Source organism: Streptomyces xanthophaeus (genome assembly GCF_030440515.1).
In the GTDB taxonomy this organism is placed as follows: Bacteria; Actinomycetota; Actinomycetes; order Streptomycetales; family Streptomycetaceae; genus Streptomyces; species Streptomyces kutzneri.
The window spans coordinates 3,889,373-3,904,734 of the sequence record NZ_CP076543.1 but is presented as its reverse complement, the minus strand read 5'-3'; the positions used below and the strand labels follow the sequence as shown (position 1 = coordinate 3,904,734).

Here is a 15,362-nt window from a genome sequence, read left to right as displayed (position 1 = left end):
GCCGCTGATGGGGATTTCCCGGGGTCCCCCTCAAGTACTACCCGGGCCCGCTCAGTAGCCCGTCGGACGGATCAGACCCGTCTCGTACGCGAACACCGCGGCCTGCGTACGGTCCCGCAGCCCCAGCTTCACCAGGATCCGGCTCACATGCGTCTTCACCGTCTGCTCGGCCAGCACCAGGTGCTCCGAGATCTCGGCGTTCGACAGGCCCTGGGCGATCAGCGACAGCACCTCCGTCTCCCGCTCGGTCAGCGCCTCGATCCTGGCCCGCGACGGCGCGCGCGGAGCTCCCAGCCGCGAGAACTCCGTGATCAGCCGCTTCGTGATGTTCGGCGAGAGCAGCGCCTCCCCGGCCGCCACCACCCGCACCGCCTCGGCGAGCTGATCGGCGGACGCGTCCTTGAGCAGGAACCCGGAGGCCCCGGCCCGCAGTGCCTCGTACACGTACTCGTCGAGATCGAAGGTGGTCAGCACCAGCACCTTCACGGCGGCGTCCGGAGCCGCGGTGATCACGGACGTGGCCTCGATCCCGCCCATCCCCGGCATCCGGATGTCCATCAGCACCACGTCCGGAGCCAGCTCGGCGACCTTCGCCACCGCGTCCGCCCCGTCCACGGCCTGCCCCACGACCTCTATGTCGGGCTGCGCGTTGAGAAGCACGGTGAAGCCCTGCCGGACCATCATCTGGTCGTCGGCGATCATCACCTTGATCGGGGTGCTCATGAGGCCCTCTTCGTCTCGGGGTGGGGGACCGCGGGCAGGTCCTGCGGATCCATCGGCAGTACGGCGCTCACCTCGTACCCCCCGTCGGGGCGCGGGCCGGCGGCCAGTTCGCCCCCCAGCATGCCTGCCCGCTCCCGCATCCCCAGCAGCCCGTGCCCGGCACCGGGCGAGGGCGGGGCCGACCGGGTCGGCGCGCTGTTCGCGACGCACAGGTGCAGATCACGCGGCCCGTAGGCGATGCCCACCTCCACCCGTGAACCGGGCGCGTGGCGCAGAACGTTGCTCAGCGCCTCCTGCACGATCCGGTACGCGGTGAGCTCCACGCCCGGGGTCAGCGGCCGCCGTATCCCCGCGATCTCGGTCGTCACGTCCAGCCCGGCTCCCCGCACGTTGTCCACGAGGCCTTCCAGGTCGCCGAGGGTGGGCTGCGGATGATGGGGGTTCGCGGGATCGTCGGGCCGCTCGGACCGCAGCACGCCCAGCACCCGCCGCAGCTCCGTCAGCGCCTCCAGCGCGTTCTCCCGGATGCCGGCCAGATTCTCCTTGAGCTCCTCGGACGGGTTCTCCACCAGGTGCGGGGCGACCTGCGCCTGGATGGAGATCACCGACATGTGGTGGGCGACGACGTCGTGCAGTTCGCGGGCGATCCGGCTGCGCTCCTCCAGCAGGGTGCGCCGGGCCCGCTCCTCCTCGGTGAGGGTCTCCTGCTCGACGAGTTTGCCCCGGGCCAGGCGGGTGGCCCGCAGGGCGTAGCCGAGGATCCCCACGAACGCGAAGAGGAGGGCCGCGCCGCCGATGATCGTCTGGCTGTGCGGCGGACTGAGGACGATGTCGGCCAGTCCGTCGAGTGCGAGCGTGATGCCGATGACCGAGGCGGTCACCCGGGGCGGCACCCGCAGGGCGACCATCAGGAGCACGGGCGCGAGTGTGAACGGCCCGGCGGGCGTCCAGGGCCAGGACTGCCCCTGGCCGACGTGGTCGTGGATGGCCCAGGCGACCAGGCCGGAGGTGATGAGCCCGAGCCACCAGGCGGCGACCGGCCGGAACATGCTGAGCACGACGGACGCGGAGGTCAGCAGCGACAGCCCCAGCACGGCCGAACCGAACACTTTGTAATGGTCGTTCAGCTGCATCCCCGTCAGGACGCCGCAGGGAATGGCCACGTAGCAGAGGACCACGTGCGGCAGCCACGCCAGCCAGCGCGGCCGCGACATCTTCGGCAGGGGGTCCCGCCGCAGGGTGAACAACTCCCGGGCCAGACCGCGCGGCAGGCGGATGCGGACTTCGGCGGCGGGTGGCTCGGTCGGCTGGTTCACGCCGTCCAGGCTAAGGCGGGCCCTAGACATGGGTGATCTCCTCGGCGGGCTCGGTCCTGGGGCGGGGGGCGGCGGCGGTCCGGGCGGCGCGGGACGGCTTCGGACGGTGGGCGGCCTGCTCGTGGATACGGAACGCGGCCCAGCAGATCGACAGCGCGGCGGCGAACACGGGCAGCCACAGCAGCCGGGCCGCTATCCAGCCCACCGAGTCGGGCACCGTGTGCAGTCCGGGCAGGTCGGCCGAGACCAGCAGCCCGAGGGCGGTGACGGCCATCATGGCGGTCTGGTGCCACAGGAAGACGGTCATGGCGGAGAGGTTCACCAGGGCCACCTTCGCCCAGGCCGCCGGCCGTCGCATGGCCCTGGCCAGCGGCTCGCGCACGAGGAGAGCCAGTCCGCACTGGGCCAGCCCGAAGGTGACCGCGGCCAGCGTCGGCGGGTTCAGATTCGACACGGCGGCCCCGGGGACACCCACCATCGAGGCCGGGTACCCGCCCCAGAGGATCAGCGCGGCCGTGGCCGCGGCGCCCGCGCCGAGCAGCAGCAGCGCCGGGCCGCACCGGGCGAACGCCCCGCGGGACCAGGCGGCGCCCAGGGTGAAGGGGACGAGCCAGCCCGCGGCCACATTGACCCAGCCGATCCACTCGGGGCCCTGGAACCCGAAGCGCCACACGTCGACGGCAGCCACCACGGCCAGCGGCCACAGCGGGCCGATCCGGGCCACGAGCGGGGTCGCGGCGGTGAGCGCGGCGAACACCAGCAGGAACCACAGCGGGGACAGCACCAGCTTGACCAGCGACCGGACGGTGTCGAACTCCGCCCCGCCGATCAGCATCCCGCCCGCGACGACCGCCCAGAGCACCAGCACCGCGGCGACCGGACGGAACAGCCGTCCCAGCCGCTGCCCGGCCCACGTGCCGTAGGAAAGGCCGCGCCCGCGCGCCGACGCGTACCCGTGGGCGGCGACATGGCCGCCCACCAGGAAGAAGACGGACAGCGTCTGGAACACCCAGGACACCGGGGCCAGCCACGGCATGTGCGCCAGCGGGCTGGTGGTGCTCAGAGCGCCGTCGCGTGCGGTCAGTGCGGTGACCAGCCAGTGGCCGAGGACCACGCCGAGGATCGCGAAGGCCCGCAGGGCGTCCACGGCCCGGTCGCGGCCGGCCGGGGTGGCGGCGTCGATGCGCACGGCCAGGGTGGACCAGCGGGCGCGGAACTCAACCATGGTCGGCCTCCGGTGCGGTGGTGGTGCCGAGGACGATCGCGGCCAGGCTGTCGAGGGACTCGGTGCCCGGCTTGAGGTAGTCGCTGTGCCCGACGGAGCCGGCGGCGAAGGCCCGGGCCCCGAAGGCGGGATCGACCGGGTCGGTGCCGAAACCGATCCCGCCGAGCCGGACATGCGGGACGTTGCCTATCCAGTCGCCCCTGCCCCGGCCGGCCCAGACCCGGGCCCCGGTCGGCAGCTCACGGGCGGATCCGGCCCCGGTTCCCGGGCTGCCGAACAGCACCACGTCCCTCACCGCGGACCCGGTGGCGGTCCGGGCACAGACCACGGAGCCGTAGGAGTGGCACAGCAGGGAGAGCCGGGCCCCAGGACCCGACATGCCGCGCAACCGCTCCAGGAAGGGCGCCAGTTCGGCCGCGGCCACATCGGCCCGGTCGGCGCTCAGCACGGTGGTGCTCACCGTGCCCGGGGTGTCGTACCCGAGCCAGGCGACCACGGCGGAGCGCGGATGCTCGGCCTGCAGACGCTGCTGGAGGGAGACGGCCCCGGCACGGAACCGCTCGTAGGTGTCCAGCGTGGTGTCGGACCCGGGTACCAGGACGGCGACCCGGTCGGCGCTCTCCAGCTCGCCGAACACCTCGACGGCGCGGCCCCTGCCGCGGCCGTCGAAGGTGAGGAACTGGGCCGCTCCGGCCGCCCCCATGGCGCGCAGCCTGGCTGCGCGGCCGGGGCGGTCGGCGTCCTCGGCGGTACGGGCCGCCTCGGCGAGGTTGGCGCTGTTGGCGGCGTACCGGCTCCGGGGCGTGGCGTCCTCCAAGAACGTGGCGGGCGCGGGGGCCGGGACGTTCGGGGAGGCCGCGGCGGACACGGGGACCACTACGGCCGCGGCGACCAGAGCGGCCAGCAGGCCGCGGCGCAGCCGGCCACCGCCGGACCCCGCCCCCCTCCCCGTGGCGAGCGCCGTGCCCGCCCCGCGGGTCCTTCCCGTGGTCCCGGTCCGCGTCCGCGTCCCTGTCCCCGTCTGCGGCCCTGTGCCTGTTCCCATCCCCGTCCGCGCTGCCATGGCCCTCTTCCTCCGGTCGCCGGAAGAGCCGTCAACGCTCTTCTCCGCTACCGAAGTTAGAAATCCAGGACCGTGGTCGGCGTCACGCCATGGAGCCGTGTTCGCGCGTAGCTCTCAGGTATGACGGGGGATACCTGCGAGGCAGAGCCACGACCGTCACGAGGCCACGAGGGCACGACCGTCACGGGGGTATCGACCATCACGACCGTCACGGGGGTATCGACCATCACGGCGTCACGGCGTCACGTGGTCGCCACCCGCACACCGAAGCCGATCAGGACGACACCCGTCGTCCGGTCCAGCGCCCGCCGGACCCGCGGCCGCGCGAAGAACCGCCCGGCGCGCGACAGCACGTACACGTACGTGCCCAGCCACACCACCGTCAGCAGCACATGGACCAGGACCAGCAGCGCCATGCCGACCGCCGGCCGCAGGCCCGGCGGGGCGAGGGCGGGCAGCAGTCCCGTGTAGAAGACGGCGATCTTGGGATTGAGCACGTTGGCGACCAGACCGGTCCGCCATGCCCCGCCGCCGCCCGGCTCGGGCCGCCCCTCCGCAGACTCCGCAGACTCCGCAGACTCCGCAGGCACCGCAGGCTCCGCGCCCGGCCGCAGCAGGGCCTGGAGGCCGAGCCAGCACAGATAGGCGGCCCCCGCCAGCTTCACCACCAGGTACACCTCGGCCGAGGCGGCGAGCAGCGCCGCGAGCCCCGCCACGGTGAGGGCGCCCCAGATCAGCAGTCCGACGGCGATCCCGGCGACGGTGCGCAGTCCGTCACCGCGCCCCCGGGTGACGGCCCGTTTCGTGACGATCGCCATGTCCGGGCCGGGGACGAGGGTGAGGAGCGCCAGGACCCCGGTCGCGCCGAGAAGAGCGGTGAGCACGCGGCTCAGTCTGCCACCAGGGGTTCGACGTAGCCCGCCCGCCAGCGGGGTGCCGGGTCCTGACCGGGGCTGGTCCAGTACTCCCTCGCCCCCACGATCTCCCCGTCGCGCACGGTCCAGAGGGAGACAGCCCGGTAGACGACGTGGTCCTGAGGTATCTCCACCTCCGTGACCACGAGGTTTCCGTCGGCCAGGATCCGCAGCAGTTCCACGGATCTCTCATCCGTGTAGGCGTCGTCGCTGTTCACGGCTATGAAGTTCGCGCGCCCCACGATGCGCTCACCGCTCACGGGCCATTCGATGACCGCGTCCTCGGCGATGAGCCCGGCCACGCCGTCCCAGTCGCGTGCCCCGATCCGCTCCCACAGTTGTGCCACTACCGTCAACGGCTCCATGTGCCGCAGTGTCCGACAGTCCCGTTATACGTAACAAGCTTTGCCTGCAGGCTTATTGACCTCGACACAATCATTCGCGGCGCGCCTTCGGGTTCACTCCGGCGCGGGTGAGGGAAGGCCGGCGGACGGCACGGCGGATTCCAGCGCGTCCAGTGCCGCGGCCAGCCGTTCCAGGGCGCGGACCGTCTCCGCGAAGGCGGTATCGCCCAGCTCCGCCGTGAGGCGGGCCGCCAGGGCCGCGTGCCCAGGGCCGATCCTGTCCACCGCGCTCCGCCCCTCCTCGGTGGGCCGCAGCAGCTTCGCCCGCCGGTGGGCGGGGTTCGGGGCGTACTCCGCCAGGCCCTTGGCGACCAGCAGGTCCGCGATGCGCTGCACGCTCTGCCGGGTGATGCCCATGTTCCGGGCGATGCCCGCGACGGGCAGTGGCTCCCGCAGTACGGCGCCCAGGACCTGCCACCAGGCGGCCGTCAGCCCGGCCGGCTTGGCCAGCTCTTCCGAGATGGCGAGGAACTGGCCGTTCAGCCGGAACACCCCGAGTGCGGTGCGGCTCAGCAGGTCCTGCTGGGTACGGGCGTCCCCGCGGTCCCGGGCATCCCCGGCGTCCCCGAGGCCGACGGGATCCCTGACAGCCCCGACAGCCCCGACAGCCCCGACAGCCCCGGCACCCCCGCCGCCCTCGGCCTCCCCGGCACCTCGGGCGGGCAGCGGCTCGTGCGCCGCCTCACGCATCGCCGGCCGCCGATGCCGCCATCAGGACCGGGTACGCGCTCGCGTCCGAGTCGTGGAAGAGCCCGTACCAGGCGTCCAGGACCTCCGGCTTGTAGACGTCCAGGCGGGCGAAGACCTCGCGGGCGAAGGCCACCGGCTCCGTCGGCCCCGCCGTGATCAGGTCGCCGTCGGTCACCGCGTCGGCCTCGACGTAGCTCTCGGCGCCCCCGTAGCCGGGCTGCTCGGCCAGGTAGAAGGAGGCGGCGCTGGTGTGGGTCCGGCCGTCCAGCAGGCCCTCGCGGGCGAGGCCGGCGGTGGCTCCGCAGATCGCCGCGACCGGGACTCCGGCGGCCAGGAACTCCCTCGCCTTGGCCGCGAACGGGTTCAGGTCGTCGCTGGTGTCCCACAGGGACGCGCCCGTGAGGATCAGCAGCGAGGAGTCCTCCGGTCGCAGGTCGGCCAGGGCCAGATCAGGCTGGATGCGGACGCCGCCCATGGTGGTGACCGGCTGCGCGGCGCTCATGCCGACCGTGCGCACGGTGTGGCCGCGCTGGGTGAGGTGCGCGGTGGTGTGGCCGGTCTCCCAGTCCGCGTACGTGTCGTAGACCGCGAGGTGGACGGGCTTGCGCGGGGTCTCGCTCATGGTGCTTTCGCCTCCAGCGTGGTTCCTGCTCTATGACAATAGACTGTCATAACGACAGGATGCTGTCAATCTCGGAGGGGCGTTCGAGCCCCTCACAGACAGACTGCCGAGAGCGGCGCCCCACCCCCATACAGTCCGCCGATGTCCCGCCCCACCTGCGCACTTCTAGCGTGACGACATGACCCCTCATGTCACCTCACACACCCTTGCCACCGTGAAGGACGCAGATCGGAAGCACGTCTTCCACTCCTGGTCCGCCCAGGCCCTGATCGACCCCCTCGCCGTCGCCGGGGCCGAGGGGTCGTACTTCTGGGACTACGAAGGCAAGCGGTTCCTCGACTTCTCCTCCCAGTTGGTCAACACCAACATCGGCCACCAGCACCCCAAGGTCGTCGCCGCGATCCAGGAGCAGGCCGCCCGGCTCTGCACCCTCGCGCCCGGCTTCGCCGTCGACGTCCGCTCCGAGGCCGCACGCCTCATCGCCGAGCGGACCCCGGGCGACCTGGACAAGATCTTCTTCACCAACGGCGGCGCCGAGGCCGTCGAGAACGCCGTGCGCATGGCCCGTCTGCACACGGGCCGCGCCAAGGTGCTCTCCACCTACCGCTCCTACCACGGGGCCACCGCCGCCGCGATCAACCTGACCGGCGACCCGCGCCGCTGGCCCTCCGACACGGCCGCCGCCGGCGTCGTGCACTTCTGGGGCCCGTACCTCTACCGCTCCGCCTTCCACGCCACCACCGAGGCCGAGGAGTGCGCCCGGGCCCTCGCCCACCTCGCCGACACCATCGCGTTCGAGGGGCCGCAGACCATCGCGGCGATCATCCTGGAGAGCGTGCCCGGCACCGCCGGCATCATGACCCCGCCCGCCGGCTACCTCGCGGGCGTGCGCGAGCTCTGCGACCGCCACGGCATCGTCTTCATCCTGGACGAGGTCATGTCGGGCTTCGGCCGCACCGGCAAGTGGTTCGCGGCCGACCACTGGGGCGTCACCCCCGACCTGATCACCTTCGCCAAGGGCGTGAACAGCGGCTACGTCCCGCTCGGCGGCGTGGCCATCTCGGCCGCCATCGCCGAGACCTTCGCCACCCGCCCCTACCCGGGCGGACTGACGTACTCCGGCCATCCCCTGGCCTGCGCCGCCGCCGTCGCGACGATCAACACGATGGAGGAGGAGGGCATCGTCGAGCACGCCGCCCACCTCGGTGAGAACGTGATCGGCCCCGCGCTGGCCGAGATCGCCGAGCGCCATCCCTCGGTCGGCGAGGTCCGCGGGCTGGGCGCCTTCTGGGCCCTGGAACTCGTACGGGACAAGCAGACGCGCGAGCCGCTGGTGCCGTACAACGCGGCCGGTGCGGACAACGCGCCGATGGCCGAGTTCGCGGCGGCCTGCAAGGCGTCGGGCCTGTGGCCCTTCGTGAACATGAACCGCACCCACGTGGTCCCGCCCTGCAACGTCACCGAGGCGGAGGCCAAGGAGGGCCTGGCCCTGCTGGACGAGGCGCTGACGGTCGCCGACCGCCACACCACGGCCGGCTAGACCCGCCCCCGCAGGGGGAGGGCGGGTCGGCATCCGTCACGACATCCGCACCCGGACACCGGGTGCGGATGTCGGATATCGGTTGGCTACCGATCGGTTTTCAGCCGCTCTGTCTGGCCTATGGTGTCCCGAAGCTCTACGACAGGAGACGGACCCCTATGCCAGGCAGCGGAGCTGTCACCCGCAACACACTTCGCCAGCAGATCGCGGACGCGCTGCGTGACGAGGTGCTCGCGGGACGCCTGCCTCCGGGGACCGAGTTCACCGTCAAGCAGATCGCCGAGCAGTACGAGGTCTCCGCGACCCCGGTGCGCGAGGCGCTCGTGGACCTCTCGGCCCAGGGGCTGCTCGAACTCGTCCAGCACCGCGGCTTCCGCGTGCGGATCTTCTCCGTGGACGACTTCCGGGGCATGATCGAGGCCCGCTCGCTCGTCGTGGACGGGATCTTCCGCCGCCTCGCCGAGCGCGGCACCGCCCCCGGCTCCGGCGAGCTGCTGGTCTCGGTGCGCCGCCGGGGCGAGGAGGCCCGGCGGGCCGCGCAGAGCGGTTCGCTCGAAGTGCTGATCGGCTACGACCTGCGCTTCTGGCGGGAGCTGAGCGGGCTGGTCGCCAACACCTACATCTCCGAGTTCCTGCACCGCATCCGCGTGCAGTGCTGGGTCTTCGCCGTCCCCCACCTCCAGCGCGAGTCGCAGCTGCGGGCGGCGCTGTGGGACGGTCACAGCGAGCTGGTGGACGCGGTGACGCTGGCCGACGCCGACGCGGTGCGCGGCATTGTCCGCGGCTACAACGAGCACGCCCTGGCCTGGGCCGCCCGCCTCTGAGGCTTCCGGGGGAGCCCAGGTTCTGCGCACCCCTTCGCGGAGGGTGTCCGGCCCACTACGCTGGCCGGATCGGCGACAACGACTGATCGGAGGCCGAGTGGCCTGTGACCTGTGGCTGGTCCCCCTTGTCGACGTGCTGTGCCACAGCCCCGACAACCCCTTCGCGGAAGAGATCGCCTCGTACGACAGGGCGCTGGGCGCGGCCGGACTGCCGTCCGTGCCCGTGTTCGCGTACATGCCGGGCCTGAGCGGGGACGTGGCCCCGGTCGCGGGCTTCGACTACGACGCCCTGCATTTCCTGCGGCGGGCGTACATGCTCCAGCTCTGCGGGCTGCCCGTGACCCCGGTGGACGAGCTGGGCGGGGACTACGAGCAGCTGCTGGAGATGTTCGAGCCCACGGCCCAGCAGTCGCATCTGGTGTGGCACTACGACCACGCCGGTGCCTATGTCCCGGTGGACTTCGCGGCTCCGCTGGCGAACGAGGAGCTGCTGGCCGGGGGCGGACCGCTGGGGTCCGTGCAGGGCCTGCTGCGGGAGCTGCTGTTCGTGGCCCCCGCCATCGGGATAGACCCGGGGAACCCGCCCGCCGCACCGGCGCCGCCGGGGCGGCCGACGCTGCTGGAGGAGCCGGCGGGGCCGATTCCGTACGACGACAGCCCCTTCGCCCGTGAACGGCACGTGTGGCTGGGACTGCATGCGGCCGCGACGCGGAGCCTCGGCCAGGGGTCGATGATCATCTTCAGCTGAGCCGGGCCGGTGGGCGGGGTACGGGTCCGCTGCGCGGAACCCCGGCCCCGCCCGTCTCCAGCGAGGCCCCGCGTCTCCCACGGCCCCGCCCGTCTCCCATGACCCCGGCCCGTCCCTCAGCGGGGCTGCTCCGGCGGCCGCTGCCGGGGCATGTTCGGTCTGGTGCCCGGCGGCAGCGGGAAGCGGGCGGGCGGGATGTTCGGGTCCGGGCGCCCCCCGGAGGCCCCCAGCGACTGCATCACCAGCGGCGCGGGCCCGGCCCGGAACTCCACCATCCAGTCCGCCGTCTCCGAGCGCACCAGCTCGGTGATGTCCTCCGAGAAGCGGCGCAGCACGGTCAGGCACCGCTCCGCGGCCTCGCTGGCCGTGCCCTCGGTGGGGCCGAGCACCTCGCGCACGTTCTCCGAGGCCCAGTCGAACTGGAGGGTCTGGAGCCGGCGCTGCACGGCCTGGGCGGTGGCCACGTCCCGCATCCACCCGGACGTCAGTCCGAAGAACCGGTCGCAGGCCAGCGCGGCCGCGCCCAGCAGCAGCGCGAGGTAGCCGTAGGTGGAGGCGCCCGGGATCGAGCCCGTCAGTTCCAGCAGCGGCATCGAGGCGCCCGTGACGGCGCCCACGGCCGCCCCGGCGCGCAGCACGCGCGCACCGCGCCGCTTCCACGCCCGGTCGGACAGGTACCACTCGGCGGTGCGCAGCGCGTCGGCCTCGACCCGCCGGTAGAGCTCGTCGAGCCGCTCGGCGGGCTCGCCCCAGTCCCCGAGGGGGAACGGCCGGCCGGTCAGATCGCCCGCCGCCATCGGTCCGCCGCCTTCCTCCCGGGGATCCCGGGGTGGCCCCTCGGGCTGCATCTCCGGCTGGCTCACCCGGCACTCCCTCTGCCTGCGCTGACGTGTGGTGGTGCGCGTGTGCGCAATGATGCGCATGCTCTTCCTACCTTCGAATGACGGGCGATGGGCGACGATTCCCGGGATTTCCGCCCGCAAGGAGGTCTCCATCAGGTACGCGCACGCCTCGTCTCTCACTCGAAAGAGTTGGTCCTCACGGCGTAGGGCGCGGCGCCCGGGGAGCACGTAGGCTCGGATTGACCAGCGTTCCGAAGGTCTCGACGTACGACGTATGGAGTGAGTGCCCTGTGATTCCCGGTGGTGGCCAGCCCAACATGCAGCAGCTGCTCCAGCAGGCCCAGAAGATGCAGCAGGATCTCGCGGCCGCGCAGGAGGAGCTCGCACGGACCGAGGTCGAGGGCCAGGCCGGCGGCGGTCTGGTGAGGGCGACCGTCACCGGATCCGGTGAGCTGCGCGCGCTGGTGATCGACCCGAAGGCCGTGGACCCCGAGGACACGGAGACGCTCGCCGACCTGGTGGTCGCCGCGGTGCAGGCGGCCAACGAGAATGCGCAGGCGCTCCAGCAGCAGAAGCTGGGCCCCCTGGCCCAGGGCCTGGGCGGCGGCAGCGGTATTCCCGGCCTCCCGTTCTAGCCCTCCTCCCCTACCCGACGAAAGAAGGCAGTCCGTTGTACGAAGGCGTGGTTCAGGACCTGATCGACGAACTGGGCAGGCTGCCCGGCGTCGGGCCCAAGAGCGCGCAGCGGATCGCCTTCCACATCCTGCAGACCGAGCCCACCGACGTCCGCCGCCTCGCGCACGCGCTGCTGGAGGTCAAGGACAAGGTCCGGTTCTGCGCGGTGTGCGGGAACGTGGCGCAGGAGGAGCGGTGCAACATCTGCCGCGATCCGCGCCGCGACCTCACGGTCATCTGTGTCGTCGAGGAGCCCAAGGACGTCGTCGCGATTGAGCGGACGCGCGAGTTCCGGGGGAAGTACCACGTCCTCGGCGGCGCGATCAGCCCGATCGAGGGCGTCGGCCCGGACGACCTGCGCATCCGCGAGCTGCTGGCGCGACTGGCGGACGGCGAGGTGACCGAGCTGATCCTGGCCACCGACCCGAACCTGGAGGGCGAGGCGACCGCCACCTACCTCGCCCGCATGATCAAGCCCATGGGCCTGAAGGTCACCCGCCTGGCCAGCGGGCTCCCCGTCGGGGGAGATCTGGAGTATGCGGACGAGGTCACGCTCGGGCGGGCCTTTGAAGGAAGGCGACTTCTCGATGTCTGACGCAACGCTGCACGCCCTCGGCCAGGATCCGGACGACTTCGCCGCCTCGATCGCGGACCAGATCGAGTCGTTCATCGTTGCGGTCACCGAAGTGGCCAAGGGCGAGGACCCGGACAGTGCGGTGCCCTTCCTCCTCCTGGAGGTGTCCCAGCTGCTGCTGGCGGGCGGCCGGCTGGGCGCGTACCAGGACGTGCTGCCGGAGGAGCGCTACGAGCCCGACCTGGGCCCGGAGCCGGACGTGGACGACCTTCGCGAGCGGTTCGCGATCATGCTGGAGCCGGTCGACGTCTACTCCGAGGTCTTCGACCCCTACGAGCCCCGCAAGGCCCCGGTGGCCCACCGGATCTCCGACGACCTGGCGGACGTGGTCGCCGACCTGCGGCACGGGCTCATCCACCACCAGTCGGGCCGCATCACGGAGGCGCTGTGGTGGTGGCAGTTCTCGTACTTCACCAACTGGGGCCCGACGGCCTCGGCGACCCTGCGCGCCCTCCAGTCGCTGATCGCCCACGTACGCCTGGACCAGCCGCTGGCGGCGCTGGACGGCCTGGACACGGACGAGGACATGGCCGAGGACGACCTCGCGGAACAGGCCGGACAGGTGATGGCCGAGGAGCTGGGCGGCCTCGGCCGCACCTGAGCGAACGCGGCGGCCGGACCGGGAACTCATTCTCTGATCTTCTCGTCTCATGATGTGGTACGAGGCGGTCGGATCCCGGTCGCTCGTTACACTGCACCAGCAATGAGACGGACTGAGCGAGGAGCGCACGTGGGCCTTGTCGTGCAGAAGTACGGAGGCTCCTCCGTAGCGGATGCCGAAGGCATCAAGCGCGTCGCCAAGCGGATCGTGGATGCCAAGAAGAACGGCCACCAGGTGGTCGTCGTGGTTTCCGCGATGGGCGACACGACGGACGAGCTGATCGATCTCGCCGAGCAGGTATCCCCGATGCCTGCCGGGCGTGAATTCGACATGCTGCTGACCGCCGGGGAGCGGATCTCCATGGCCCTGCTGGCCATGGCGATCAAAAACCTGGGTCACGAGGCCCAGTCGTTCACCGGTAGCCAGGCAGGCGTGATCACCGACTCGGTCCACAACAAAGCGCGCATCATCGATGTCACGCCGGGCCGGATCCGCACCGCGCTGGACGAGGGCAACATCGCCATCGTCGCCGGCTTCCAGGGGGTGTCCGCGGACTCCAAGGACATCACCACCCTCGGCCGGGGCGGCTCGGACACCACCGCCGTCGCGCTCGCCGCGGCGCTGGACGCCGAGGTGTGCGAGATCTACACGGACGTCGACGGCGTCTTCACCGCGGACCCCCGCGTCGTGAAGAAGGCGAAGAAGATCGACTGGATCTCCTCCGAGGACATGCTGGAGCTCGCGGCCTCCGGTTCCAAGGTGCTGCTGCACCGCTGCGTCGAGTACGCGCGCCGCTACAACATCCCGATCCACGTCCGCTCGTCCTTCTCCGGACTGCCGGGCACCTGGGTCAGCAACGAGAATCCGCAAGGGGACGCGCAGGTGGAGCACGCCATCATCTCCGGAGTCGCGCACGACGTCTCCGAAGCCAAGATCACAGTCGTCGGTGTCCCGGACAAGCCGGGCGAGGCCGCGGCGATCTTCCGCGCCATTGCGGACGCCGAGATCAACATCGACATGATCGTGCAGAACGTCTCCGCGGCCTCCACGGGCCTCACGGACATCTCCTTCACGCTCCCCAAGACCGAGGGCCACAAGGCCATCGAGGCCCTGGAGAAGGCGAAGGGCGCGATCGGCTTCGACTCCCTGCGCTACGACGACCAGATCGGCAAGATCTCCCTGGTCGGCGCGGGCATGAAGACGAACCCGGGCGTCACCGCCTCCTTCTTCCAGGCGCTGTCCGACGCGGGCGTGAACATCGAGCTGATCTCGACCTCCGAGATCCGCATCTCGGTCGTCACCCGCCAGGACGACGTCAACGAGGCCGTCCGCGCCGTGCACACGGCCTTCGGCCTCGACTCCGACAGCGCCGAAGCCGTCGTCTACGGCGGCACCGGACGATGACCCGCACCCGGTCCTCCGGCCCGGCACTCGCCGTGGTCGGGGCGACCGGAGCAGTCGGTTCGGTCCTGCTCCAGATGCTGTCCCTGCGGGCGGACGTCTGGGGCGAGATCCGCCTGATCGCCTCCGCGCGCTCGGCCGGCCGCATGCTGGCCGTCCGCGCGGAGGAGACCGAGGTGATCGCCCTCACCGAGGATGCCTTCGACGGCCTCGGACCGGGCGACATCGCGCTCTTCCTCACCCCGGCCGACGTCTCGGCCCGGTGGGCCCCCGTGGTCACCGCGCGCGGCTCCGTCGTCATCGACCTGTCCGCCGCCTTCCGGGAGGACCCCGAGGTCCCGCTGGTGGTGCCCGAGGTCAACGGGCACGCCGTACGGATCCGGCCGCGCGGGATCGTCGCCGGCCCCGACTGCGTGACCGCCACCATGATCGCGGCCCTGGGCGCGCTGCACTTCGAGTACTCCCTCTGCGACCTGGCCGTCTCCTCGTACCAGGCCGCGAGCGCCGCCGGCCGGGCCGGTTCCGAGGCGCTGCGCCGCCAGCAGTCGCTGGTCGCCGGGACCTCCCTGGGCGAGCAGCCGGGAGACGTACGCCGTGCCGTCGGCGAGGACACCGGCCCCTTCGCGGCCCCGCTCGCCCTCAATGTCGTGCCCTGGTCCGGCGAGCTGCGCGCGGACGGCTGGTCCTCGCACGAGCTGGCGGTACGCGGGGAGACGCGCCGGATCCTGGAGCTGGAGCAGCTCCCGGTGTCGGTGACCTGCGTACAGGTACCGGTGCTGACCGGGCATTCGCTGACGGTGCGGGCCCGGTTCGAGCGCGAGGTGGACGCCGCGCACGCCCGGGAGATCCTGGAGGCCGCGCCCGGCGTGGTGCTCGTGGACGACCCGGCCGCCGGGGAGTTCCCCACTCCCGTGGACGCCGCCGGCACGGATCCCGCGTGGGTGGGGCGGGTGCGGGCCTCGCTCGACGACCGTCACGCCCTGGAGTTCTTCGTGTGCGCCGACAATCTCCGCAAGGGCGCAGCGTTGAATGCCACACAGATCGCGGAACTGATCGCAGGTGAATTTGCGTAATTCGCTTTGTAGGATCGGTGCTGATCCCTTGATCAAGGTGATGGCCCGACTGCCGTCTCGATAAAGA

The 15,362-nt window shown here is 71.8% G+C and carries 17 protein-coding genes; 8 read left to right on the top strand and 9 right to left on the bottom strand.

Translation table 11 applies throughout. The features are described from left to right. Positions 1-51: 51 nt before the first annotated feature. From KO717_RS17055 to KO717_RS17020, 8 genes are all read right to left on the bottom strand, one after another. Positions 52-723 (bottom strand): response regulator, encoded by a 672-nt coding sequence (locus tag KO717_RS17055; RefSeq protein ID WP_301368569.1) that lies wholly within the window; start codon positions 721-723, stop codon positions 52-54. Beyond that, a complete protein-coding gene (locus tag KO717_RS17050) occupies positions 720-2,039 on the bottom strand; it encodes a sensor histidine kinase (RefSeq protein WP_301368567.1) in 1,320 nt (439 codons plus the stop codon). The genes KO717_RS17055 and KO717_RS17050 overlap by 4 nt, the downstream gene beginning before the upstream one ends. A 22-nt stretch (positions 2,040-2,061) precedes the next feature. After that, on the bottom strand, positions 2,062-3,264 hold the full coding sequence (locus KO717_RS17045; RefSeq protein ID WP_301368565.1) for an acyltransferase family protein: 1,203 nt from the start codon (positions 3,262-3,264) through the stop codon (positions 2,062-2,064). Beyond that, a complete protein-coding gene (locus KO717_RS17040; RefSeq protein ID WP_301368563.1) occupies positions 3,257-4,327 on the bottom strand; it encodes an alpha/beta hydrolase in 1,071 nt (356 codons plus the stop codon). The genes KO717_RS17045 and KO717_RS17040 overlap by 8 nt, the downstream gene beginning before the upstream one ends. Before the next feature lie 242 nt (positions 4,328-4,569). After that, positions 4,570-5,211, bottom strand: coding sequence for a LysE family translocator (locus KO717_RS17035; RefSeq protein WP_301368561.1), 642 nt, complete (start codon positions 5,209-5,211; stop codon positions 4,570-4,572). 5 nt (positions 5,212-5,216) lie between these two features. Beyond that, the gene (locus tag KO717_RS17030; protein ID WP_301368559.1) at positions 5,217-5,606 is read right to left on the bottom strand and encodes a nuclear transport factor 2 family protein; all 390 of its coding nucleotides are present in this window, start codon (positions 5,604-5,606) and stop codon (positions 5,217-5,219) included. Positions 5,607-5,699: 93 nt separating this feature from the next. Beyond that, on the bottom strand, positions 5,700-6,161 hold the full coding sequence (locus tag KO717_RS17025; RefSeq protein ID WP_301374567.1) for a MarR family winged helix-turn-helix transcriptional regulator: 462 nt from the start codon (positions 6,159-6,161) through the stop codon (positions 5,700-5,702). Positions 6,162-6,327: 166 nt separating this feature from the next. Beyond that, a complete protein-coding gene (locus KO717_RS17020) occupies positions 6,328-6,957 on the bottom strand; it encodes a DJ-1/PfpI family protein (RefSeq protein ID WP_301368557.1) in 630 nt (209 codons plus the stop codon). A gap of 178 nt (positions 6,958-7,135) precedes the next feature. Here KO717_RS17020 and KO717_RS17015 point away from each other — a divergent pair, with 178 nt between their 5' ends. From KO717_RS17015 to KO717_RS17005, 3 genes are all read left to right on the top strand, one after another. Beyond that, complete coding sequence (locus tag KO717_RS17015) at positions 7,136-8,497, top strand: aspartate aminotransferase family protein (protein WP_301368555.1); 1,362 nt, start codon at positions 7,136-7,138, stop codon at positions 8,495-8,497. 158 nt (positions 8,498-8,655) lie between these two features. Continuing rightward, positions 8,656-9,321 (top strand): GntR family transcriptional regulator, encoded by a 666-nt coding sequence (locus KO717_RS17010; protein WP_301368554.1) that lies wholly within the window; start codon positions 8,656-8,658, stop codon positions 9,319-9,321. 97 nt (positions 9,322-9,418) lie between these two features. Further along, positions 9,419-10,069, top strand: coding sequence for a hypothetical protein (locus KO717_RS17005; RefSeq protein WP_301368553.1), 651 nt, complete (start codon positions 9,419-9,421; stop codon positions 10,067-10,069). Positions 10,070-10,185: 116 nt separating this feature from the next. On the opposite strand, the gene KO717_RS17000 is transcribed toward KO717_RS17005, so the two are convergent. After that, complete coding sequence (locus tag KO717_RS17000; RefSeq protein WP_189743835.1) at positions 10,186-10,932, bottom strand: SLATT domain-containing protein; 747 nt, start codon at positions 10,930-10,932, stop codon at positions 10,186-10,188. 269 nt (positions 10,933-11,201) lie between these two features. Here KO717_RS17000 and KO717_RS16995 point away from each other — a divergent pair, with 269 nt between their 5' ends. The 5 genes from KO717_RS16995 (at position 11,202) to KO717_RS16975 (ending at position 15,295) form a co-directional block, all read left to right on the top strand. Continuing rightward, positions 11,202-11,546 (top strand): YbaB/EbfC family nucleoid-associated protein, encoded by a 345-nt coding sequence (locus tag KO717_RS16995; protein ID WP_094744798.1) that lies wholly within the window; start codon positions 11,202-11,204, stop codon positions 11,544-11,546. Between the two features lie 35 nt (positions 11,547-11,581). Beyond that, positions 11,582-12,181, top strand: coding sequence for a recombination mediator RecR (gene recR / locus KO717_RS16990; RefSeq protein ID WP_301368550.1), 600 nt, complete (start codon positions 11,582-11,584; stop codon positions 12,179-12,181). Continuing rightward, entirely contained in the window at positions 12,174-12,821 is a 648-nt protein-coding gene (locus KO717_RS16985; protein WP_189743839.1) for a DUF5063 domain-containing protein, read from the top strand. The genes recR and KO717_RS16985 overlap by 8 nt, the downstream gene beginning before the upstream one ends. Positions 12,822-12,950: 129 nt before the next feature. Next, entirely contained in the window at positions 12,951-14,225 is a 1,275-nt protein-coding gene (locus KO717_RS16980; RefSeq protein ID WP_030726444.1) for an aspartate kinase, read from the top strand. Then, positions 14,222-15,295: an aspartate-semialdehyde dehydrogenase gene (locus tag KO717_RS16975; RefSeq protein WP_301368545.1), complete on the top strand. Its 1,074-nt coding sequence runs from the start codon at positions 14,222-14,224 to the stop codon at positions 15,293-15,295. Before KO717_RS16980 ends, KO717_RS16975 begins: the two co-directional genes overlap by 4 nt. Positions 15,296-15,362 lie beyond the last annotated feature (67 nt).